Source organism: Rickettsia endosymbiont of Cardiosporidium cionae (genome assembly GCF_015476335.1).
Classification (GTDB): domain Bacteria; phylum Pseudomonadota; class Alphaproteobacteria; order Rickettsiales; family Rickettsiaceae; genus JADHZC01.
The window spans coordinates 33,951-55,719 of record NZ_JADAQY010000005.1 but is presented as its reverse complement, the minus strand read 5'-3'; the positions used below and the strand labels follow the sequence as shown (position 1 = coordinate 55,719).

Genomic DNA, 21,769 nt, shown 5'->3' with positions numbered 1-21,769 from the left:
CATGTTCTCACTGCTAACCAACAATATTAATAAGGTTTTTGATAAAATCAAACGTCGTGGCATCATTAATGAAAATCACATTGATGAAATAATAGGAGAAATTAGGAGTATTCTGTTATCTTCTGATGTTGCTTTAGATACAGTAAAAGAATTCATTAGTATTATCAAAGATAAAGCATATGGTAAGAAAATCATACAGTCTATATCTCCTTCAAATATGATAATTAAAATAATTCATGATGAAATGGTTAATTTTTTGACTCCAACTGAAAAGAGTGACTCTGATTATATCTCTGTTGGAAAAAACAATGTCATGTTTGTAGGATTACAAGGTAGTGGTAAAACTACTTCAGCTGCAAAATTAGCTCTAAAACTAAAAAACGATAATAAAAAGATCTTACTCGTATCTCTGGATGTATATAGGCCAGCTGCGCAGGAACAATTGGGGATTCTTGCCCAATCAATTTCTGTGGATTCTCTAGAGATAGTGGCAGGCCAGAATCCTATATCCATAGCTGAGAGAGCTCTAGTAAAATCTCGTCTTGAAGATTATGATACGATAATCTACGATACTGCAGGTAGGATGCATATAGATGATGAAATGATTGATGAGGCGGTATCTCTTAAGAAGTTGCTTTTACCTTCAGAAGTGTTTTTAGTTGTCGATTCTATGACAGGGCAGGATGCCACCAATATTGCTAGAGATTTTAATGATAAATTAGATATTACTTCAGTAATATTGTCTAGGATAGATGGAGATGCTAAAGGTGGAGCAGCATTGAGTATTAGGCATGTTACTGGTAAGGCTATTAAATTTTTAGGTACAGGTGAAAAACTCAAGGATTTTGAGAATTTCGAACCTAAGAGAATTGTATCTAGAATATTAGGTATGGGGGATGTTGTATCATTAGTTGAAAGTGCAGAAAAGGCTGTAGAACAAGATGAATTGCAAAATACTGTATCTAGAATGAAGCATGGTAAGCTTGATCTAAATGATTATGTATCACAAATAAAAATGATTAATAATATGGGAGGCATATCAAAAATTTTGCATATGTTACCAGGTATCAATAAGATTTCTAACAATTTTTCTCAAAATTCTGAGCAGAAAAATTTATTATCCACTCATTTAGTTATAGTTAATTCTATGACAAAAAAAGAAAAACAGAATCCTAATATACTGAATGTTTCAAGAAAAAACAGAATAGCTAGTGGATCAGGCACTTCTGTTAAGGAAGTGAATTCTCTTTTGAAACAGTTTAAGAAAATGCAGGATATAACAAAAAAAATTTCTAAACTTGATAATAAAAATACTATGCAGGTGGATGATATAAAGAAAATGTTTTCTAATTTTTAATTATGTATCATTAAATTTCAAATTCAATTTGAATTGATATTAAATATCGATTAAGTAAATGAGTATTAGAGTTTTATCAGACGATACAATTAATAAAATTGCAGCCGGAGAAGTGATAGAACGTCCGTTTTCTGTAGTCAAAGAATTGGTGGAAAATGCTATAGACGCAGAAGCGACTAAGATTAATATTGCTCTTCACAGGGCAGGTAAAAATTTGATAATAGTCTCTGATAATGGTTGTGGTATGGATCGAGAGGATCTATTGTTATCAGTAAAAAGACATGCTACATCTAAGTTGGATGAAAGCAATTTGCTCAATATTTTGAGTTTTGGGTTTAGAGGAGAGGCTTTGCCTTCTATAGCAGCAGTGAGTAAACTTAATATTATCACTAAAACTAGTAGCCAGGATCTAGGATATAAATTATCTATCATAGCAGGTGTAATAGATACACAAGAAGTAGTTGCAACTAATACTGGTACCAGAGTTGAAGTCAGAGATTTATTCTTTTCTATCCCTGTTAGGCTAAAGTTTCTACGTACTGACAGAACTGAACTTAACCTTATTCTACAGGTTATCAAGAAATTGGCATTAAGCTACCCTATGATAACTTTTGATGTAATGCATGAAAATAAAAATATTTTGAAATTACTATCTAATGATATTGTGAAAGATTCTCCTCCAGATATTATTGATAAATCTTTTAAAGATAGGGTTCAGAATATACTTGGTAGAGAATTCATAGAAAATTCTGTTTGGGTATCTCATAATAGGTTAGGGGTTAAGATATATGGATATATCAGTTTACCTACTTTACACAGGGCCTCGTCAGAGGATCAGTTCTTATTTGTTAATAATAGACCGATAAAAGATAGATTGCTTTCTATAGCTCTAAAAATAGCTTACCAAGACCTTATTATGAATAATCGCTATCCTTTATCAGTAATATTTATTGAATTGGGATCCGATCTATTAGATGTTAATGTGCATCCTGCTAAAACTGAAGTAAGATTTCATGATCCAAATTTTATTAAAATGCTAATGATTGAATCTATTAAAAACGCCTTATCATCTAAATCACATGTTGTATCTAGCACTATTGCTGATAAAGCACTGCAACTTATGGCAGATAGTGGTAATATGTATTATAAGCCAATTGTTAATGAGTATTCTACTATTTCAAATGAAGAATCTTTAAGTGATTCAAAAAAGATGGATGTTTTTCGAGAACAAAATAGGTCAAAGGATAGTAGTATTAATAATAATAGCAATAAGCAAAATTTATTTCATGTGAATTATCATAGTAGTAGTTCATTGCCAGTTTCTAAACAAAAATTTAGATCTAATCAGGAACAGCAAGTACAATTGCAATCAATATTGTACCAAAATATTCAGCCTAAATCTAAATCAGAAACTGTTGATGATAGATATTTAGAATTTATGAATTATCCTATGGGGGCAGCTAAAGCCCAAATATATGATAGCTATATTATCTCTCAAAGTTCTGATTCTTTGATTATAATTGATCAGCATGCAGTCGATGAAAGAATCAATTATGAAAAAATAAAATCTCAAATCAGTAAAAATGGATTAGTTAAACAAATGTTGTTAGTACCAGAAATTATAGAACTACCTGATACTGAAAGATGTATGCTAATTGATCAACACAAAAATGATTTAGCAAAGTTAGGTTTATCTTTAAAGATGGTTGGTGAATTATCTATTCAAGTGTTAGAAATACCTAGTTTAATCAGTAAAAAAAATATTCGTACTTTAATATTAGATATAGGGGATTATTTATTTTCTATAGGAGAAGAAGTAGCATTATCTAAACTCATTGAACATATCACTGAAACTTATGCGTGTTATCACTCAATTAGAGCTAATAGAGTATTATCTATTGATGAAATGAATGCAATGCTAAGGCAGATGGAAGTTACTCCTTCTATTGCTCAATGCAATCATGGTAGGCCTACTTACGTAAAGTTATACTTAAATGATATAGAAAAATTATTTGCTCGTAGATAACCATATAGTATCATTAACTCCATAGAGTTTTCTGGCTTATAGTTGGTGTGTTGCCTTTTGGTAGTGCACTGTATTTTTATGGTCTAATTTAGAGGTTGATTAGTTCATTTTAATGTGTTTTAGAAAAATTAGTTAGATTTTTGGTTGTGTTATGCGATCAAACTTAATTTAGATGATTTTGTTTGGTGTATTTTTAGTTATTATTCTATGGGCCGTAATTCGGGTGATAAGTGATTTGTTACTGAGGAAAAGGTTACAAGATATATTACGTTCACCTTGTAATTCTGGTGTGGATAATGTTGATTTCAATAATTTATCTAACTCTGAGCAATTGGATCTCTCTTGGAACTTTCTTTCAAATATTAGAGAATATGTGAAAAATTATTTTTCGCCTGAAGATAAAACCAAATTTGTTTCTATATGTAAAAGTTTAGTGAGACATGTACGATATCAGCATATGATTAATCCAAAATTTCAGAGCTTAAAGTAAAAATCACTTAAACATCTTAAACATGATGAGAATCCATCAAAATCGACCAGGTAAATTTAATATTTGTTGTATACTTTGAGATGATTATAACATAACATGTTATTAATTCGTTATTGATTTATATAACTATAATAGTTCTAGTTTGTAGTAATAATTTTATTATTAGCGCTGTATCTAGTGTGGTATTTATATTAAATCAGTGTTGATATTTGTCTAATTAACAAAAAATTATATGAGGTGTTCTTCTTATTGTGTATCAAAATTTTATGACCTAAAAAATCTAGTAAAATATTTGAATAAAAAAGAGAATTGTCATTCTCAGATATTTGGTGATGCTGTACATATTAAGATCGCTTCAGTTGAAATCTTTGTATTTGATTTTGGTTGTATAGTTATTTGGGGAAGTAGTGAAGATAGTGAAAGAGAAATAATACAAGAATACTCAAGTTTTGCTGAAGGGCTAGTGAAAGATTCTTTTCTAGACTTTATATATTTCGATTATGATTATGAATCTAACAAAACATATATAGATGAAGAACAGAATAAGATAATTTTACACCAAGATTCAGTTTTTATTAAACTTTCTATTTCTTATGCCTTAGCACAATCCATTAAACTGGAAAGCCTTGAATTATCTGTTTCGAATTTATTAGAAAGTACAAATTCAATACATAAGGATCTTTATGATAATGGAAGTGTAAAATTATCTAAGAAAGAAATCTCTAAGCAAATTGGGTTACTATTTAGTGAAAGATATTTGGTAAATTTACACAGTGATATATTAGATACACCAGAATTTTTCTGGCGTAGGCCTAGTTTTGAGCCACTGTATTTGATGACTGCAGAATTTCAAGATATACAGGTAAGGCAAAATATACTAAATCACAGGCTAAATATGATTTATGAATTATATAATGTTTTATCTAATGAGCTTAATTATAAGCATTCTACAAGACTTGAAATAATTATAATAGTACTTATCGCTATAGAGGTTATTATGGCATTAATTACTAACGATAATGTTACTAAATTTGTCCAAATTATTTTTAATTACCTCCATTAGATAATTAAATAGTTTTAGTATTAGTGATATAAGTATATATAAATCTGTTGAAGTGAATTCTAAAGAATTTCTGTATCCAGATAAGGTATATTGATAAAATATATAAGTAATTTGTACAAGCAATAACAAAACAGATTGTTGGATATATTATTGAATAATAAGAAAGCTAGTGCTAATCAGATGAATTATTTATGATAATATCATTGTAGTGATTATATGTGTTTGGTCAAACAAGTTCTGCAGCATATCTTAGAATTTCTACATACTCAATAATGATAATTATTAGGTAATACCTACCTTAGATAGTAAGTTATTTTGTTTACTGGATTGATTTTTCTATTTAACTTTACAAGTATTAATTTTTTATCTGCTAAGTCTATTGACTTCTTTCCAAAATCTTATTAAACTGCTTTGCGTGATGATCTTTGTATACAGCTGGAGATATATCTCATATGTATAATGTAGTTATCTATATAAAAATTGGATAGGTTTCTGTATTTAGTATTTCGATAATCTGTAGGTGAGTTAGGTCAGTAGGAATTAGTATAGGTGTTAGATGAAGAGTTATTCTGCTAAATTGTCAGACATAAAAAAATCTTGGTTCTTAATAGATGCTGATAAGTTGGTGTTAGGTAGGTTATCTAGTGTTATAGCACTGTTATTGAGAGGAAAGCATAAATCTATGTTCACTCCGCATATGGATTGTGGGGATTGTATAGTAGTGGTAAATGCAAAAAAAATTCATTTGTCAGGTAAAAAACTAGATGGTAAATCTGGAAAGATTTATTATCATCATACAGGATATCCAGGAGGTATTAAGTCTAATACTGCTCTTGGTATTTTATCTTCAAAATTTCCTGAAAGGTTACTTGAAATGTCAGTTAAGCGCATGCTTCCTAAGACAGTCTTAGGTAGAAACCAACTAAAGGATTTACATATATATTCTGGCCCAGATCACCCACATCAGGCTCAAGTTCCGAAATTTTATGATTTTGCTGCTATGAATCCTAAAAATTCTAAAAACAATAATTTATAATGAGTGAAGTTTTAGTATGAATAATGTACAGGAAACTAGTATAGAGCCTACAGAAGAAAAATTATCTTTCGCTGATGCAGGTGGTACTGGTGATGTTAGTGGTGTTGCTACCGTTAATAATGATGTCGGTTATGGTACTGGTAAAAGAAAAAATGCTATCTCCAGAGTTTGGGTCAAGCCTGGTTCTGGTAATGTTGTAGTGAATAATAAGAATTTAATAGAATATTTTTCACGTGAGTTATATGTTAAGAGTATAATGCAGGTTTTTTCAGATTTAGGTTTTAATGGCCAATATGATATCAAATGTACCGTGAAAGGTGGTGGTACAACAGGTCAGGCTGATGCTATAATACATGGAATTGCTAAGTCTTTACTTGCTATGTTACCTGATTTGCGTCCTACTTTATCCTCTATGGGTTATTTGACAAGGGATACTCGTATAGTTGAAAGAAAAAAATATGGTAAACATAAAGCGCGTAAAAGCACTCAGTTCTCTAAGCGTTAAGGTGTTTTTTTATATGACTCAGCGTTTGTTGTTGTATGTTTGACTGAGTGTATCTTGTTTTTTTATAACGTGTTTTATTTGTTTGTATTATTTTAGGTGCTTAAGTTATACTTGATTTAAGATATTCAGACTTCGTTTGTTTTTGTAATTAATGCTATTTGGTGCTATAGGTATTTTTATGATATTTTTGATATTGTAATTAAGTCTTGTATCTTCCATTATTATGATGTTTGTTACAAAAATATATTTGTTTTTAGTATAGGAAAATAGTTTTTCGTATGGGATCCCTTAATTTTGATAGGTCTGAATTTGAGTTGACTATAGGAATAGAAATTCATGCACAAATTTTGTCGAAATCCAAATTATTTTCAGAATCATCTACGAAATTTGGCTCTATCCCCAATTCATGTGTTTCTTTGCTGGATGTCGCCATGCCTGGTACATTGCCTGTATTAAATGAATATTGTGTACACCAAGCTATTAAAACTGGGTTGGCTTTGAATGGAAATATTAATAATAAATCCATATTTGATAGAAAACATTATTTTTATCCTGATTTACCACAAGGATACCAAATTTCTCAATTTTATTTGCCTATAGTGCAGCACGCATATTTGATGATTTATGACCAATCTGGGGTTGAAAAAAAAATTGATATACCACGTATCCATTTAGAACAAGATGCCGGCAAGAGTATTCATGATCATGATAGCTATACTAAATTGGATTTTAATCGTGCAGGAATAGGATTGATGGAAATAGTTAGTGCTCCTTTAATTTCGTCTGCTTATGAGGCAAGTGAATATGTAAAAAATTTGCGTTCCATTCTACAATACATAGGTACATGCGATGGAAATATGGAAGAAGGGTCGTTGAGGTGTGATGTAAATATATCTATTAAGAGAAAGTTAGATACATCTCTTGGAACACGCTGTGAAATTAAAAATATTAATTCTATTAGTAATATAGTGAAGGCTATAGAATTTGAAGCTGAAAGGCAGTTTAATATCATTAATTCTGGTGGTTCAGTAATACAAGAAACCAGGTTATTTGATACAATCAGTCTGACAACGCGCGTTATGCGTAATAAAGAGGATGTTAATGATTATAGATATTTTCAAGATTTTGATTTGTTACCCGTTGAAGTATCTGAAGAATTAGTTGAATCTATCCGTGGCACTATTACTGAACTGCCTGTACAAAAAGTTACCAGATATGTTCAAGATTTTGGTATCAATTTCGTAGATGCAAAAATTATAACTGCAGATCTGGCTATAGCAAATTATTTTGAATCCGTTTTGGATTCAGTGCTTGACCCTAAGATTATTGCAAATTGGATTATAGGTGAACTATTTGCTAGCCTTAATAAATCTTCTATTACGATAGCAGAGTGTAATGTAACACCTAAAATGCTCAATTCTATGTTGCATCTACTAAAGGATAATGTGATTTCTGGGAAAATTGCTAAGCAGGTATTCGATATTATGTTTACTACTGCTAAGGATCCTAATGCGATAGTAAAAGAGTATAAATTATTACAAATTTCAGATCAGGAAGAAATATCCTCTGTAGTAGACAACATTTTGGATTCGTTTTCTGATGAAGTACAAGATTATAGAAATGGAAAAGTTAAATTATTTGGTTTTTTTGTAGGGCAAGTAATGAAGCATTTCCAAGGGAAGGCTGATCCTAAAATAGTTAATGAGATATTACAAGCAAAATTGTGATTATTCTGATTAAGCTATAAATATGGTAGAGAGTTTTTTGTTTCATTTATTATATTTCATATTTTCTTAGTTTTATAACAATCATGGCTTACCATTTTATTATACATAGCTGGCACTTGCATTGGAAATTTTAATCTTTCGTTGTTTCTTGTCAATATGTTGATTTAATGGTGCGTTATATGTTTAGTCTATATCATAAAAATAAAAAATTAATTGTTTATTGCTTAGCATTAGTAGTTTTATTAGTAATTTTTATTCCATATATTATTTCTACTGAAAATAGAGTTAATACTCCATTGATTGCAATTGCTAATTATGGTCCTCACTCTTCTTTGATTGACACTATTAGTGGTATTAAGTCAAATTTAGAAAAATTAGGCTACAAAGAAAATCAAAATATTAGATATGAGATCACAGATGTAAATTATGATATTTCTTCAATTACGCAGATGATTACTAAACTCATTTCTAGTAGGCCAGATGTGTTGATAGCGATTTCTACTCCTGTAGCGCAAGCAGCTAAGAACTTGGTAAAAGATATTCCTATTGTATTTGCGAATGTTACAGATCCAGATACTGCAGGGTTAACTTTTGATGGTTCTTCCAATAATAATATAACAGGAGCTTCAGACAAGAACGATCTATTTATAGTATTAGAATATATTTTGAAGTTGATACCTAAAGCAAAAAATATTGGAGTGCTGTACTCTACTGCTGAAGCTAATGATTTTGCAATGCTTGAAATGCTAGAATCCGCTACTCAAAAATTGGGATTAAAATTGCTTGCTGTTTCGTTGGATCATACAAGGGATGCGTTCAGCAGAATGATAATGTTTAGAGATAAAGTCGATTGCTTATATACTGGCTCTAGTGGTGTAGTGCAATCAGCTCTTGTCGCCATTGCTTCTAGTGCTGATTTAATGAAGATACCACATTTTAATTTCAACGGAGAAGATGTAAAACTACATAATGCTTTCGCTAGTTATGGTGTGGATTATTTGCATATTGGTTTTAATGTAGCAAAAATCGTTAATAGAATTTTAATAGGAGAATCAGTTTCAACAATTCCGATAATATATCCAGAAAAATCTGATTACACAGCTTTTATTAGTAAACAAAAAGCTATAGAAATAGGATTTAATATCCCTAATAACTTAGATAATATATTTATTGTAGATTAATATGTTAGAGCTATATAATGTAAAAAAGTCCTTTAAAGCTGGTTCAATAGTATTAAATAACATTAATTTAAGCATCACAAAAGGAGAGTTTGTAGTAATTATTGGTAATAATGGTTCTGGTAAATCAACTTTGATGAAAATAATATCTGGTGAATATTCTTTAGATTCTGGTCAAATTTTTTTGGATACTCAGAGAATTGATAAAAAATCTTTATGTGAAAGGTCTGCTATGATCAGTGGGGTAGCGCAAGATGTGACAAAAGGTACGGTATCAGGATTGAGTATGCTGGAAAATATTGCTGTAAGCAATATTAGGGGATTAGATGCAAAATTTGTATTTTATAAAAAAAATATAGACAAAATTATAGAGTCTATAAAAAATTTAGGGTTAGGATTAGAAAAATTTTTGATGGATGAAATATCAATTTTATCTTTGGGGCAAAGGCAAGCAGTCGCTACCTTTATGTCACTTTACCCTATTCCAAAACTGTTGTTACTTGATGAACATACAAGTGCCTTAGATATTGGTACAAGTAGTAAAATAATGCAATATACTAGCCAACAAATTGAAAAACATATAATTACTACATTAATGGTTACGCATAATATTGATTATGCAATAAAATATGGTAATAGGTTAATTGTTATGGATTCTGGGTGTGTAGTAGTTGACATTAATGCTAGTGCAAAGAAAAACATTAAATCACAAGATATAGTAAATTATTTGTATGGGAGCCCTAAATGTTAGTAATACAAAATTTTATTTTTCTTGTTCCTACTAGTATATTACAAGGGCTTACTCTTGCAATTTTGGTTACTGGCATCATTATACCTTTTAAATTGCTAGCTTTACCAGATCTGACAGCTGAAGCCTCATATCCTTTTGGTGCGGTTTTATGTGGTGTACTAATTTTACTAGATTTTCATCCATTTTTATCATTAGTTTTATCATCTATTATTGCAGGATGTAGTAGTATTATTACAGTATTTCTACATTTAAAATATAAAGTCAATAGCTTATTAGCAGGTATTATTACTAGCAGTATATTTTATAGTATTAATTTACATCTAATGGGGAAACCCAATATTTCACTTTTCGGCTATAGTAGAATATTCCCTAACTTATCGGAGGGTATTCTAATACAGGTCATATGTTCGATATTATTAAATTTGTTCATAATGATTGGCATTTATTTATTTTTGCATACCGAAAAAGGATTAAGGTTTAGGGTAGTAGGTTTGAACCCAATTTTTGCTTCAATGAAGTCTGTACATATTAATAAAAATATATTTTTTGGAATGTTTTTAGCTAATGTTTTATGCGGATTGTCTGGGGCTTTAGTAGTACAAATACAAGGTTATATAGATATTAATATGGGTAACGGTATTATAATCCATTCTCTAGCCGCTATGATGCTCGGAGAACAAATTATCGGAAGTGATAGTACAAAGAAATTAGTTTTTGTTCCTATTCTAGGTTCTTTATTGTATCAGCAAACTCAATCTTTAGCGCTAAGCTTAGGGTTTTCAGCTTCAGATCTAAAATTGATAACAGGTGTCATTATCATTTCAATCATAGCCCTGCAGAACAGGAAACAATAACATTTAAACATATACAAGCTAGCTGTGGCGCACCCTAAAGGATTTGAACCTTTGACCCACGGATTAGAAATCCGTTGCTCTATCCAGCTGAGCTAAGGGTGCAACAAATATTAACTTTCTATCATAAAATATTATTATAGCTATTATCCTATTATTTGTTTCTAGCAATAGTTCCTACAATATCATGGATAATTTACTTATACTAATGAAAGATGACTAATATAGAATTATTTAAGAAAACTAAGGCGCATTCTATGACTATTAGATTTAAATGTCAATAGCATTATCAATAGCATTATCAATAGCTATTTTATAAGATTCAGAAATTTTATCGCGAAATTTATTCCTTCAAAATCTATTGAATGTCCTAAGTTAGGAATAATCAATTTAGAATTATATATATTATATTTATTTAAAAATTCAGATGTAGCACTAGTATGATCTGGAGTAATAATTTTATCTGTGCTTCCGTGAATTAAACATATTGGAGTTATATGATTAGTTACGGTTCTAGGTGTTATCAATTTGCCTGAAAAGCTTATCATAGCTAAAAAGGGCATTTGTTGTGTCAGTGTTAGATACAACCCCACCATGCTCCCTTGAGAAAATCCTATGATTATTGTTTCTCTATTGGTTAAAGATAACTCTACTTGTTTTTTAGATATAATTTCATATATTTTTGAGATATTATTCTGTAATAACAGTTGCATCGCATGCTCTGATTTATTTATAGCACTAAACCACTGCATTCCAAAATTCCCAGCATCATAAGCTTCAATACCATTTGGAGCAAAAAATAAAGCATCTGTTATATCTTGTTGAAAAAACGGTACTATGCTAATCATATCATTACCATCTGAGCCAAGCCCATGTAACATTACTACCAATTTTTTAATTTCATTTCCACTTAATGGGCTGACTTCTGATGATATTGAACTTTTTTTATTCATAACATTGATATATGTATTATAGAAAATGATTCGGGTTAATTTGATACAAACAGAGAGTTGTTTTATTCTATATTGCGTTACTGCAACTATTATCTAATACCTTAAGGTATACAGCTACCAAAGATGGTCGGGGCAGAGAGATTCGAACTCACGACCTTCTGGTCCCAAACCAGACACACTAACCAAGCTGTGCTATGCCCCGTCTATTATCACTGTTAATTAAGCTACATCCAAAATATACAAAGGAATGTGATATATTTCAGAGTTGACTTAATATTTAACAGTAATACTATCACTAATATATGATATGTCAAACTCTAAAATTATCTCCTATCATACTAAGTTTAATTAATCTGCTCGTATATTTTACAATCTAAAAATATATGTAAATATACTACAGTAATAGTGTATTACGATATTATTTCGATACAGTAGGCATGAATTTATTGATCTGTAGTAAATTATTTTATAGCATTTGTACTGCGATGTATACGGAGCGCATAGCGTGTGTTTGATTTAAGAGATATTGATCTGTATAAATATATGCATAAAAAATATTTTTGTGTTTTTTGGCTTGTTGTTACTCTATTTTGCTGTGATTTGAAAATTGTGCTTTCTAATAATAATAGTTTTTATATTGGTTTATCAAACCAAATTGTAAAGCATAGACAATTAGAGTTGATTGCAAATAACGTAGCAAATATTTCTACTCCTGGGTATCAAGAGAATAATTTTGCTTATAACTATGTGGTTTCTCCTGCTTATTCTGGTCCAAATAGATTAAATGGAAATTTTTTTGTTCAAATATCTGGTAATTATTTCTCAAAGCGTCAGATGCATCTAAAAACTACTGACAGGCCATTAGATATTGCTACTAAGAATTATAATGACTATTTTAAGTTACTGACTCCTGATGGCCCTCGCTATACTTTAGATGGCAGAATGCTAGTTAACAATAATGCAGTTTTAGTGAATGTGCATGGATATCCCTATGCTAGTGTTGGGAATTCTGTGATTAGCTTACCAGATGTGTTTGAGTCTATTTCAATTAGTGAAGATGGTACTATTGTTGTAGATAATGATCCTTTAGATAAGGTAGGGGTGTTTTCATTTGATGATATTAATTCTCTAGTAGCACAAGGTGATAGTATGTATATCGGGGTTGATGAGGTAGTGCGTGAAGATTATCAGGTAATATCTGGAGCCTTTAGAACTTCTAACGTTAATTCTGCAATTTCTATGAAAGATATGATAGAAATACAAAGATCTGTAAGTGATGTTAATGGTTTAATATCAGACTTAAATCAATTAGATAGAAGTTTGATGAATAAATTACAAATAAAATAAAATTGTGAATAATAAGATTATTCTAGATTAATAAATAAAAAAGGTAAAGAATATGGATATGTTATTGAGTATAGCTAGCACAGGTCTTATCGCTGCAGAGGCTAGGCTTGTTGCGATTGCTAATAATGTCTCAAATATCAATTCTGCTGGATATAAAGAATCACATGTTCGTACCGCAGATTTGTTTTATAACACATTACAACGTTCAGGTGTAGCTGAATCTCAGAATTCAGATTTAAAGCCTGTAAATATCCAGGTTGGATCTGGTGCCAAGGTGGTAGGTATCACTCGGAATTATCAACAAGGTAAAATGCAAAATACCAACAATAATTTAGATGTTGCTATTTTGGGTTCTGGATATTTTGCTATATCTTTACCTAACGGTAGAGTAGGATATACTAGAGACGGTTCTTTTAAACGTTCTAGTACAGGGTCTGTCATAACTAATTCAGGCTATACTTTGCTCAATGATGTTGCTATTGCTACAGATGTGAATTTATCAGACATTAGTATTTCTAGACAGGGTACTATTACAGTGAAAGATACTGATTCAGTTAATGTAACCGAATTAGGGCAATTAAGGCTTTTTAATTTTGCAAACGAGGATGGTTTAGAGAGTATAGGGGATAACATGTATGTTAGTACTACTGGTTCTGGAGAAGCTAACGAAATTGCAAATCTAGAATCAAAATTTTTACAAGGTTGCATAGAAAAATCAAATGTTGTTGTAGCAAATGCAATGGTAGAGTTGATTACTGCACAAAGAGAATATGAATTGAATCTTAGGGTGATTAGAGTTCAGGATGAGATCTCTAAAGATAGGAATAGCATCAAATCATAGAGATTAATAATATGTTAAATATTTGTGTTTTGGTATATTTGATTATTTTTTTACTTTCACCATTTCAGGTTTTTTGTAAATCTTTATTAGATTCTGAGGTGAAAAAATTGATAGTGGGTCAGTTTGAAGAAAATGATGTTGATATGTTATTAAAATATACATCTAATATAAATATCGACAAATATTTAGATAATTTTAAGCAGATCAAGTTGGATAACATAGATTTGACGAATCAAAAATTTAGAATTATTGTCTATAATGAGGATGATGTCTTATCTAAAATTTCAGGATCTTATGAGTTATTAAAAAATATTCCAATATCTAAACATCATATAAAAATTGGTAGTATTATAGATGTATCAGACTTAATTCACGTTAAATTGGGGCAGTCTAAGTTGAAAAAAGAATATCTATGCAAAGATATTGATATCGTAGGAAAACAAGCATCGCATGATATTTTTGCAAATAAATTTTTTACAATCAATGATATAAGAAATCCTTATCTTGTAAAAACAAAAGATATAGTGGATATATTGTATAATTCTGGGTCTATAAGCCTCAAAGTTTCAGGCACTGCACTTGCTTCAGGTAGTATGGATGATATTATTAAAGTTAAAAACAATAGCTCTGGTAAAATCCTAATTGCAAAGGTTATAGCTAGTAATACAGTAGAAATATCTCAGTAGTTATCAAATGTTTAGAGTAGTTCATCTTGTAAGTTTATTATTTTTTTTGTGCTCATGTTCAGATACATTAGAAAGGCTGAGTAGGTTAGGTAAGGCTCCTAGTTTTTCTAATTTGTCTGTAGTGGAAAATAATGATTCAAAATTAGCTTCGCATCAAGAATCAAAACGAAGAAATCGTGTTAAATATACCAACTCCTTGTGGGGTTGTGGTTCAGTACAGTTCTTTCAGGATAATAAATCTTGGAATACAGGTGATATTTTACGAGTGATAGTACAAATTAAGGATAGTGCTAGTTTAAATAATTCAACTAAAAATTTTCGCTCATCCAAAAAAGACTTAGGTATTACTAACCTGTTTGGTGCAGAACTTGCTATGAAAAAATTTTGGAACAACAAAGTTGATACAAAAAAACTGGTAAATACTAATACTAATTATAACCATAAAGGTACTGGTAATATAGAACGTGAAGAAGAGATTAATACTGAGATCGCAGCCACTGTAATCAAAATATTGCCAAATGGTAATTTGGTAATCCATGGTAATCAAGAAATTAGGGTGAACTATGAATTAAGGCAGGTTAGAGTTGTAGGCATAGTGCGCCCTAAAGATATTACTAGTGATAATTCAATAAATTCAAACAAAATTGCAGAGGCTAGAATTGCTTACGGTGGAGTTGGCGTAGTAAGTGATGTACAACAGCCAACTACTATGTCACAGTTTTTAGATATTATATCTCCTTTTTAATCTGCATAGCAATTGTGTGATATCAATAAATATTTGAGTCGATAGCAACAAGATTCTCTATATATAAATTCTCTATATATAATTGATGTCCAATCCAATCTATGCTACATTTTGGGATAAGCATATATTTTATAAATTCTGTTATGTTGATTTATTGTTTTTGTTAGTGAGTTGATATAGAGATATAGCAGCAGCGCTGGCTGCATTTAAGCTTTCTATTGTTTTTATAATAGGAATTTTTGCTATTATATCGCATGAATTTAGTGTTAACCTTCTTACTCCTTTAAATTCTGATCCAATTATTATAGCATATTTTTTTATAGGTGATATTTGATATAATTCTATAGCTTTACTTGATTTATTATCTAATCCAATTATCCAAAAATTTAGTTTCTTTAGCTTGATAATAGCATTTCTAAGATTAACAACTTTGATAATATTAATCGATTCTAAACATCCTGAAGCTGCTTTTGCTACTAACGCATTTTCTGGTGTAGAATTGTCATTAGTAATAATAATATTTTTTATACCGAATGCTGCGCTACTTCTGATGATATTGCCTAGATTATGTGGATCTTGTATATGGTCTAAAATTACTATTTCACTATGATTTATATCTAAAGAATCAAAATTGCTAGAGCATAGTGGATTTACGTTTGCAACAATACCTTGATGTATATTTTGATTACCTGTTTTTATATTTAGTTGCTCGTTATTATTTATCGTTACAGAAAACTCTTTCAGTGTATCGTAATGCTTGTTATAAATATTTTTTGTACAAAAGATATTATTTATCTTTCTGTTGCTGTTTTTTAATGCAGCAAATACAGCATGTTTTCCGTACATATTATATGTAGCAATTTTATTATACGCATTTTTTTTCATAGTAGTTTATTGGCTTAATCAATTGCAGGAAATCCTTGACATCAATTATAGTTTGTTATACAAGGTATGTGTTGTATCTGTAATAAAAAAGGAGAGATGGCCGAGTGGTTAAAGGCATCAGACTGTAAATCTGACCGCATCTGCGTTCGAGGGTTCGAATCCTTCTCTCTCCACCAGTTTGTGTATTTTTTATGTTCTAAATTACCAGATATTAACTAAAATAGCTTGATTTTGATATTATGCCAAAATTCAACAAATTTGCAATGCAAATATGATCAATTAAGCGGATTACCAGTTATTTAGGGATCTATTAATAGTGATTTGTGCATATTTTGAGTTGGGTTACATTTAGCTGGTGTTTATTATATCTAATCAGATTGTTGATTTACTTGATTTTGCGAGTGTAGTTTAATGGTAAAACCCTAGCCTTCCAAGCTAGTTATATGAGTTCGATTCTCATCATTCGCTCCACTCATTATATAATTGAGTTTTAGATATAATGTATTACCTTGTTTAGGTTGGTTGTTGTATTTAACAGTATCTAATTGATGGTGATGTTTGTTATATTTTGATTTTTTTATTTATATATTTTGGTTGACATTTATTCTTGCCCAACTTATTATCTTCGGTATAAGTTGTATAGCAACAGATTTATATTTAGTTTAAGGTTAAGTTGGATCTATTAAAATATTTATATAGATTCTTTCTTACACTTTGTATTGTAACTTGGTATCTTGTTTAGATGTATTTAGCATTATTGGTGCTTATCTTAGATATTAAGGATGTTGTTTGTTGGTTACTAAATGCTTGCTTGTTATTTGGGTTATTATATCTAAGTTAAATTTCGCTCCAGAAGGTTTTAGTATCTGAATCGGTGGTCATTTAATAATATAACCTTATAGGTATTTAGTTTATGTTACTATAGTTTTATTGATTAATTAGATAATTGTACACTTTGTGCTTGTTGTTATTAAATATTTAAATAACTCAATTAATGGTATAAGTTAGTTATGGCTAAACAAAAATTTGAGCGTACTAAACCTCATTGTAATATTGGTACTATTGGTCATGTGGATCATGGTAAGACTTCTTTAACTGCTGCAATTACTAAAGTTTTGGCACAGCAAGGTTACGCGAATGCTACGAAATATGATGAGATAGATAGCGCCCCTGAAGAGAAAGAAAGAGGCATCACTATTTCAACTGCTCATGTAGAATACGAAACTAAAGCTAGACACTATGCTCATGTGGATTGTCCTGGTCATGCTGATTATATAAAGAATATGATAACAGGAGCTGCTCAGATGGATGGAGCTATATTAGTGGTTTCTGCTTCTGATGGTCCTATGCCTCAAACTAGGGAGCATATATTGTTAGCACGGCAAGTTGGTGTACCGCAAATTGTTGTGTTTTTAAATAAAGTCGATCAAGTTGATGATGAAGAATTACTAGAAATAGTAGAAATGGAAATTAGTGAATTGCTTTCAAAATATGGATTTCCTGGAGATAAAACTCCTATTATTAGAGGGTCCGCATTACAGGTGTTAGAAGGTAAAGATGATAAATGTATTCAAGAGTTGATGGATGCTATAGATTCATTCATTCCTCAACCAGTACGTGAAGAAGATAAAAGTTTTGTAATGCCTGTAGAGGATATTTTTTCTATTCCGGGTAGAGGTACAGTAGTAACTGGAAGAATAGAAAAGGGAAAAATTAAATCTGGTGATGAAATTGAGTTGGTAGGTATCAGACCAACTCAAAAAACTACATGTACTGGAATAGAGATGTTTAAACAAATTTTGGATGAAGGAATTGCAGGTGATAATGCAGGGATATTGTTGCGTGGTATAAAGAGAGAAGATGTTGAAAGAGGTCAGGTGTTATCTAAACCAGGGGCTATAACTCCACATACAGAATTCGAAGCTGAAATTTATGTTCTGCAAAAGGAAGAAGGTGGTCGTCATACCGCATTCGTTGAGAATTATAGACCTCAATTTTATTTTCGTACTACTGATGTTACAGGGCAAATTGTTTTACCAGAAGGAGTGCAGATGGTAATGCCTGGGGATAATACCAAAATTATAGTAAAATTGATAGTGCCTATCGCTATGGACATAGGGTTAAGATTTGCTATAAGAGAAGGAGGCAAAACTGTAGGAGCAGGTGTTGTATTAAATATATTGAAATAGTGGTCTGTGGTAGTTATAACCTGAAGTAGGCTAATGAGTATAGTGATTAGTAATTATTATTAGTTGTTTGATTTTGATTTTACTAACCTATAGCTAAGAGAGTTTTTGACTTGAGTGTTTTAGTATATTAGTGTTTCAATATTTTCTTGATAACTAGTGAATTTTGGTGTATAAGTTTATTTTCTTAGTTATTAGTTAATTGGTAGCATCATTATCCGTACTAAATCATGGATGTTGGTAGTAGTAGTGCAATGTTTAGGTAGTGATATCCCATATGAGTTGTAAGTTGTTGTTAATTAGTTTTAAGTAAAAATGGATAATCAAAAAATAAGAATTAAATTGCGATCTTTTGATCATCGTTTACTTGAGAAAGCTACTAAAGATATGCTATTTACTATAAAAAGAGCTGGAGCAAATGTTAGTGGGCCTATACCCTTACCAAAGTCAATCGAAAGATTTACTGTTAATAGGTCTCCTCATGTCGATAAGAAATCTAGAGAACAGTTTGAAATTCGTACTCAAAAAAGGCTTTTAGTAATTAATCACCCTACTACTCAAGCTGTTGATGCTTTAAAAAAGATTAACCTTGCTTCTGGTGTTGATGTTGATATTCAATTGATTAATTAAGTGTGACTAACAATATTGTGATTATGAGAAGTGGATTGATAGCAAAAAAAATAGGAATGAGCTCTGTATTTACAAAGGATCATAGTATGATTTGTGTGACTTTTTTACAAATTGATAGCTGTGTTGTTGCGGCTCATAGAACAGTTAGTGTAAATGGCTATAATGCCTTAGTCATAGCCTCTACTATAGTAGATAGTAACAAATTGTCTAAACCTTTGCAGTCTTTTTTTAGTACATTGAGGATTCAGTCAAGAACAAAAATTAAAGAATTTCCTGTATCTGAAGATTGTATGATCAATGTTGGAGTAGAATTAAACGCAGATTATTTTTCAGAAGGTCAGTTCTTAGATGTTTCTGCATACTCTATTGGTAAGGGTTTCGCCGGTGGAATAAAAAGACATGGATTTTCTGGGCTTGAAGCAACTCATGGTGTTTCTGTATCTCATAGATCTCATGGTTCTACAGGTGGATGCCAGGATCCTGGTAAGGTATTTAAAAATAAAAAAATGGCGGGTCATATGGGATGTAAAATGGTGACTAAGCAAAATTTAAAAGTGGTTTCCATTAATTCTGATAAAAATGTTATTGTGATAAAAGGGAGTGTTCCTGGAGCAAAAAATTCGTATGTTTATCTGAAAGATGCTGTGAAAAAAATAGTTGTGATAAAGTAAGATTTTGAATATTGCTTGGTATTAATTAAATACAATCTTTAATTAGTGGATTGTTATATGGTTTAATAGTTTAGTTTGTTTTAATAGGAATGAAAGTTGATTTGTTAGATTTAAATAATCAAGTGTTACAAGAAATATCTGTAAACCAGAATATTTTTGGACTGGATGTGCGCTATGACTTGATTAAGTTTGTGATTGATTGGCAACTTGCCAAAAGAAGATCTGGTTCTCATAAAGTTAAAAATTCATCAGAGGTCTCTGGTAGTACTAAGAAGCCTTTTAAACAAAAGGGAACTGGTAATGCAAGACAAGGTAATGCTAGGTCTCCTATATTAAGGGGAGGAGGGGTAGCTCATGGCCCTGTGGTAAGAAGTCACGTAATTGGGATACAAAAAAAAGTTAAATTACTGGGGTTAAAGCATGCACTGTCTTTGGTATCACAAGAAAAAGCTTTGTATATTATCGATTCTTTTAAAGATTTGGATATAAAAACTAAATCTTTATTAAAAACTCTAAATACATTTGGTAAAGGTAATTTTTTTATTATTCATTCTGGCATTGATGAAGATGCTAATTTAAAATATTCTGCAAGATCCCTTGCGGGGGTCTCCATAGCACCTGTTTTGGGTGTGAATGTATATGATATTGTTAATAATGATTATATATTGTTGTCCAAGGATGCTTTACATATTTTAGAAAAAAGGTTAGGATGAAATTTTATAAAGGGTATGATCTCATTAAAAAACCTATAATCACTGAGAAATCTACTAAATGTTCAGAGAATAATAAATACGTTTTTCATGTTGATAATTTGGTTACAAAAAAATCACTTAAGAAATTGTTGGAATCCATATTTAATATAAAAATTAGTTCTATAAATATGTTGTATATTAAAGGAAAAATAAAAAAATTTAAGGGAGTATATGGTAAGAGAAGCGATATCAAGAAGGCTATAGTAACTTTATCTCCTGGATATTCTATAGATTTAGCTAGTGCTGAGGTAAATTAAAGTGGCATTAATTAAATATAATCCAATCAATTCTTCAACTAGAGGCGTAGTTTTAGTTAATAAAAGATCTTTATGGAAGGGTAGTCCTGAAAAGTTTTTAACCGTAGGTATCGCAAAATCTGGTGGTAGAAATAATTTAGGAAGAATTACTTCTTGGCATAAAGGGGGAGGTAATAAGAGAAAATATAGATTTATTGATTTTAAGAGACAAAAAACTGATGTCTTAGGTACGGTGAGGAGGTTGGAGTACGATCCTAATAGAACAGCATTTATTGCTTTGGTGCAATATCAAGATGATACTTGTTCATATATATTAGCTCCTGATGGATTATCAGAAGGTGATCAAGTGATTTCTGGTGAAAATGTGGATATCAAAATTGGTAATTCAATGACTTTAGAAAATATACCAGTAGGTGTAGATATTCATAATATTGAAATGATTCCTGGTAAAGGTGGGCAGATTGCTAGATCTGCAGGGAGCTATGCTTGTATTGTAGCTAAGGATAATGGATATGCTCAATTAAAGTTACCTTCTGGTTCTAGGAGATTAGTGCATTTATGCTGTAGGGCATCGATAGGAGTATTATCTAATATCGATCAGTGCAATGTGAATTTAGGTAAAGCAGGGAGGAATAGGTGGTTAGGAAAAAAACCTGTAGTCAGAGGTGTAGCCATGAATCCGGTAGATCATCCTCATGGAGGTGGGGAAGGTAAAACTTCTGGTGGTAGGCATCCTGTTACTCCATGGGGTAAAATGACTAAAGGTAAAAAAACTCGTAATAATAAACTTACTGATAAGTTTATTATTAAAAAACGCAATAGTTAAATTGTA

The 21,769-nt window shown here is 30.7% G+C and carries 22 protein-coding genes and 4 tRNA genes; 22 read left to right on the top strand and 4 right to left on the bottom strand.

All coding sequences use genetic code 11. The features are described 5' to 3' along the window. Window position 1: 1 nt before the first annotated feature. The 10 genes from ffh to IHI24_RS03315 all read left to right on the top strand — a co-directional run bounded on the left by ffh (window position 2) and on the right by IHI24_RS03315 (window position 10,987). A complete protein-coding gene (ffh, locus tag IHI24_RS03360; RefSeq protein WP_194966652.1) occupies window positions 2–1,357 on the top strand; it encodes a signal recognition particle protein in 1,356 nt (451 codons plus the stop codon). 58 nt (window positions 1,358–1,415) lie between these two features. Beyond that, window positions 1,416–3,383 carry a DNA mismatch repair endonuclease MutL gene (mutL, locus tag IHI24_RS03355; RefSeq protein WP_194966651.1) on the top strand — a complete coding sequence of 656 codons (1,968 nt, stop codon included), beginning with the start codon at window positions 1,416–1,418 and terminating at the stop codon, window positions 3,381–3,383. Between the two features lie 172 nt (window positions 3,384–3,555). Continuing rightward, window positions 3,556–3,873, top strand: a complete 318-nt coding sequence (locus tag IHI24_RS03350; protein ID WP_194966650.1) for a hypothetical protein — start codon at window positions 3,556–3,558, stop codon at window positions 3,871–3,873. 232 nt (window positions 3,874–4,105) lie between these two features. Beyond that, window positions 4,106–4,936, top strand: a complete 831-nt coding sequence (locus tag IHI24_RS03345; RefSeq protein ID WP_194966649.1) for an RMD1 family protein — start codon at window positions 4,106–4,108, stop codon at window positions 4,934–4,936. Window positions 4,937–5,492: 556 nt separating this feature from the next. Then, the gene (rplM, locus tag IHI24_RS03340) at window positions 5,493–5,972 is read left to right on the top strand and encodes a 50S ribosomal protein L13 (RefSeq protein ID WP_194966648.1); all 480 of its coding nucleotides are present in this window, start codon (window positions 5,493–5,495) and stop codon (window positions 5,970–5,972) included. A gap of 16 nt (window positions 5,973–5,988) precedes the next feature. Next, a complete protein-coding gene (gene rpsI, locus IHI24_RS03335) occupies window positions 5,989–6,477 on the top strand; it encodes a 30S ribosomal protein S9 (RefSeq protein WP_194966647.1) in 489 nt (162 codons plus the stop codon). Between the two features lie 278 nt (window positions 6,478–6,755). Next, on the top strand, window positions 6,756–8,204 hold the full coding sequence (gene gatB / locus IHI24_RS03330) for an Asp-tRNA(Asn)/Glu-tRNA(Gln) amidotransferase subunit GatB (protein ID WP_194966646.1): 1,449 nt from the start codon (window positions 6,756–6,758) through the stop codon (window positions 8,202–8,204). 179 nt (window positions 8,205–8,383) lie between these two features. After that, window positions 8,384–9,385 (top strand): ABC transporter substrate-binding protein, encoded by a 1,002-nt coding sequence (locus tag IHI24_RS03325; protein WP_194966645.1) that lies wholly within the window; start codon window positions 8,384–8,386, stop codon window positions 9,383–9,385. Between the two features lies 1 nt (window position 9,386). After that, the gene (locus IHI24_RS03320) at window positions 9,387–10,133 is read left to right on the top strand and encodes an ATP-binding cassette domain-containing protein (RefSeq protein ID WP_194966644.1); all 747 of its coding nucleotides are present in this window, start codon (window positions 9,387–9,389) and stop codon (window positions 10,131–10,133) included. Beyond that, entirely contained in the window at window positions 10,127–10,987 is an 861-nt protein-coding gene (locus IHI24_RS03315) for an ABC transporter permease (protein ID WP_194966643.1), read from the top strand. The genes IHI24_RS03320 and IHI24_RS03315 overlap by 7 nt, the downstream gene beginning before the upstream one ends. 25 nt (window positions 10,988–11,012) lie before the next feature. Here IHI24_RS03315 and IHI24_RS03310 read toward each other — a convergent pair. The 3 genes from IHI24_RS03310 to IHI24_RS03300 form a co-directional block, all read right to left on the bottom strand. Further along, a tRNA-Arg gene (locus IHI24_RS03310) sits at window positions 11,013–11,089 on the bottom strand. 203 nt (window positions 11,090–11,292) lie between these two features. Then, a complete protein-coding gene (locus IHI24_RS03305; RefSeq protein ID WP_194966642.1) occupies window positions 11,293–11,937 on the bottom strand; it encodes an alpha/beta hydrolase in 645 nt (214 codons plus the stop codon). Between the two features lie 124 nt (window positions 11,938–12,061). Continuing rightward, window positions 12,062–12,139 (bottom strand) — tRNA-Pro (locus IHI24_RS03300). 305 nt (window positions 12,140–12,444) lie between these two features. Here IHI24_RS03300 and IHI24_RS03295 point away from each other — a divergent pair. From IHI24_RS03295 to IHI24_RS03280, 4 genes are read left to right on the top strand one after another with little or no spacing between them, the layout of a single operon-like run. Continuing rightward, complete coding sequence (locus tag IHI24_RS03295) at window positions 12,445–13,284, top strand: flagellar hook basal-body protein (RefSeq protein WP_194966641.1); 840 nt, start codon at window positions 12,445–12,447, stop codon at window positions 13,282–13,284. A 52-nt stretch (window positions 13,285–13,336) separates the two neighbouring features. Next, window positions 13,337–14,125, top strand: coding sequence for a flagellar hook-basal body protein (locus tag IHI24_RS03290; RefSeq protein WP_194966640.1), 789 nt, complete (start codon window positions 13,337–13,339; stop codon window positions 14,123–14,125). 11 nt (window positions 14,126–14,136) lie between these two features. After that, window positions 14,137–14,811: a flagellar basal body P-ring formation chaperone FlgA gene (gene flgA, locus IHI24_RS03285; protein ID WP_194966639.1), complete on the top strand. Its 675-nt coding sequence runs from the start codon at window positions 14,137–14,139 to the stop codon at window positions 14,809–14,811. Window positions 14,812–14,818: 7 nt separating this feature from the next. After that, window positions 14,819–15,556 (top strand): flagellar basal body L-ring protein FlgH, encoded by a 738-nt coding sequence (locus tag IHI24_RS03280; RefSeq protein ID WP_194966638.1) that lies wholly within the window; start codon window positions 14,819–14,821, stop codon window positions 15,554–15,556. A 141-nt stretch (window positions 15,557–15,697) separates the two neighbouring features. Here IHI24_RS03280 and rlmB read toward each other — a convergent pair whose 3' ends face one another. After that, the gene (rlmB, locus tag IHI24_RS03275) at window positions 15,698–16,441 is read right to left on the bottom strand and encodes a 23S rRNA (guanosine(2251)-2'-O)-methyltransferase RlmB (protein ID WP_194966637.1); all 744 of its coding nucleotides are present in this window, start codon (window positions 16,439–16,441) and stop codon (window positions 15,698–15,700) included. A gap of 90 nt (window positions 16,442–16,531) precedes the next feature. Here rlmB and IHI24_RS03270 point away from each other — a divergent pair. The 8 genes from IHI24_RS03270 (at window position 16,532) to rplB (ending at window position 21,763) form a co-directional block, all read left to right on the top strand. Continuing rightward, window positions 16,532–16,617, top strand: a tRNA-Tyr gene (locus tag IHI24_RS03270). A gap of 221 nt (window positions 16,618–16,838) precedes the next feature. Further along, window positions 16,839–16,912: transfer RNA gene (locus IHI24_RS03265), tRNA-Gly, on the top strand. A gap of 539 nt (window positions 16,913–17,451) precedes the next feature. Beyond that, complete coding sequence (gene tuf, locus IHI24_RS03260) at window positions 17,452–18,630, top strand: elongation factor Tu (protein ID WP_194966636.1); 1,179 nt, start codon at window positions 17,452–17,454, stop codon at window positions 18,628–18,630. 312 nt (window positions 18,631–18,942) lie between these two features. Next, the gene (gene rpsJ, locus IHI24_RS03255; RefSeq protein WP_194966635.1) at window positions 18,943–19,257 is read left to right on the top strand and encodes a 30S ribosomal protein S10; all 315 of its coding nucleotides are present in this window, start codon (window positions 18,943–18,945) and stop codon (window positions 19,255–19,257) included. A 23-nt stretch (window positions 19,258–19,280) separates the two neighbouring features. Next, the gene (gene rplC, locus IHI24_RS03250; RefSeq protein ID WP_194966634.1) at window positions 19,281–19,928 is read left to right on the top strand and encodes a 50S ribosomal protein L3; all 648 of its coding nucleotides are present in this window, start codon (window positions 19,281–19,283) and stop codon (window positions 19,926–19,928) included. Window positions 19,929–20,017: 89 nt separating this feature from the next. Then, complete coding sequence (gene rplD / locus IHI24_RS03245) at window positions 20,018–20,641, top strand: 50S ribosomal protein L4 (RefSeq protein ID WP_194966633.1); 624 nt, start codon at window positions 20,018–20,020, stop codon at window positions 20,639–20,641. Continuing rightward, window positions 20,638–20,937, top strand: a complete 300-nt coding sequence (rplW, locus tag IHI24_RS03240) for a 50S ribosomal protein L23 (protein ID WP_194966632.1) — start codon at window positions 20,638–20,640, stop codon at window positions 20,935–20,937. Before rplD ends, rplW begins: the two co-directional genes overlap by 4 nt. Before the next feature lies 1 nt (window position 20,938). Beyond that, entirely contained in the window at window positions 20,939–21,763 is an 825-nt protein-coding gene (rplB, locus tag IHI24_RS03235; protein WP_194966631.1) for a 50S ribosomal protein L2, read from the top strand. The last annotated feature ends 6 nt before the right edge of the window (window positions 21,764–21,769 follow it).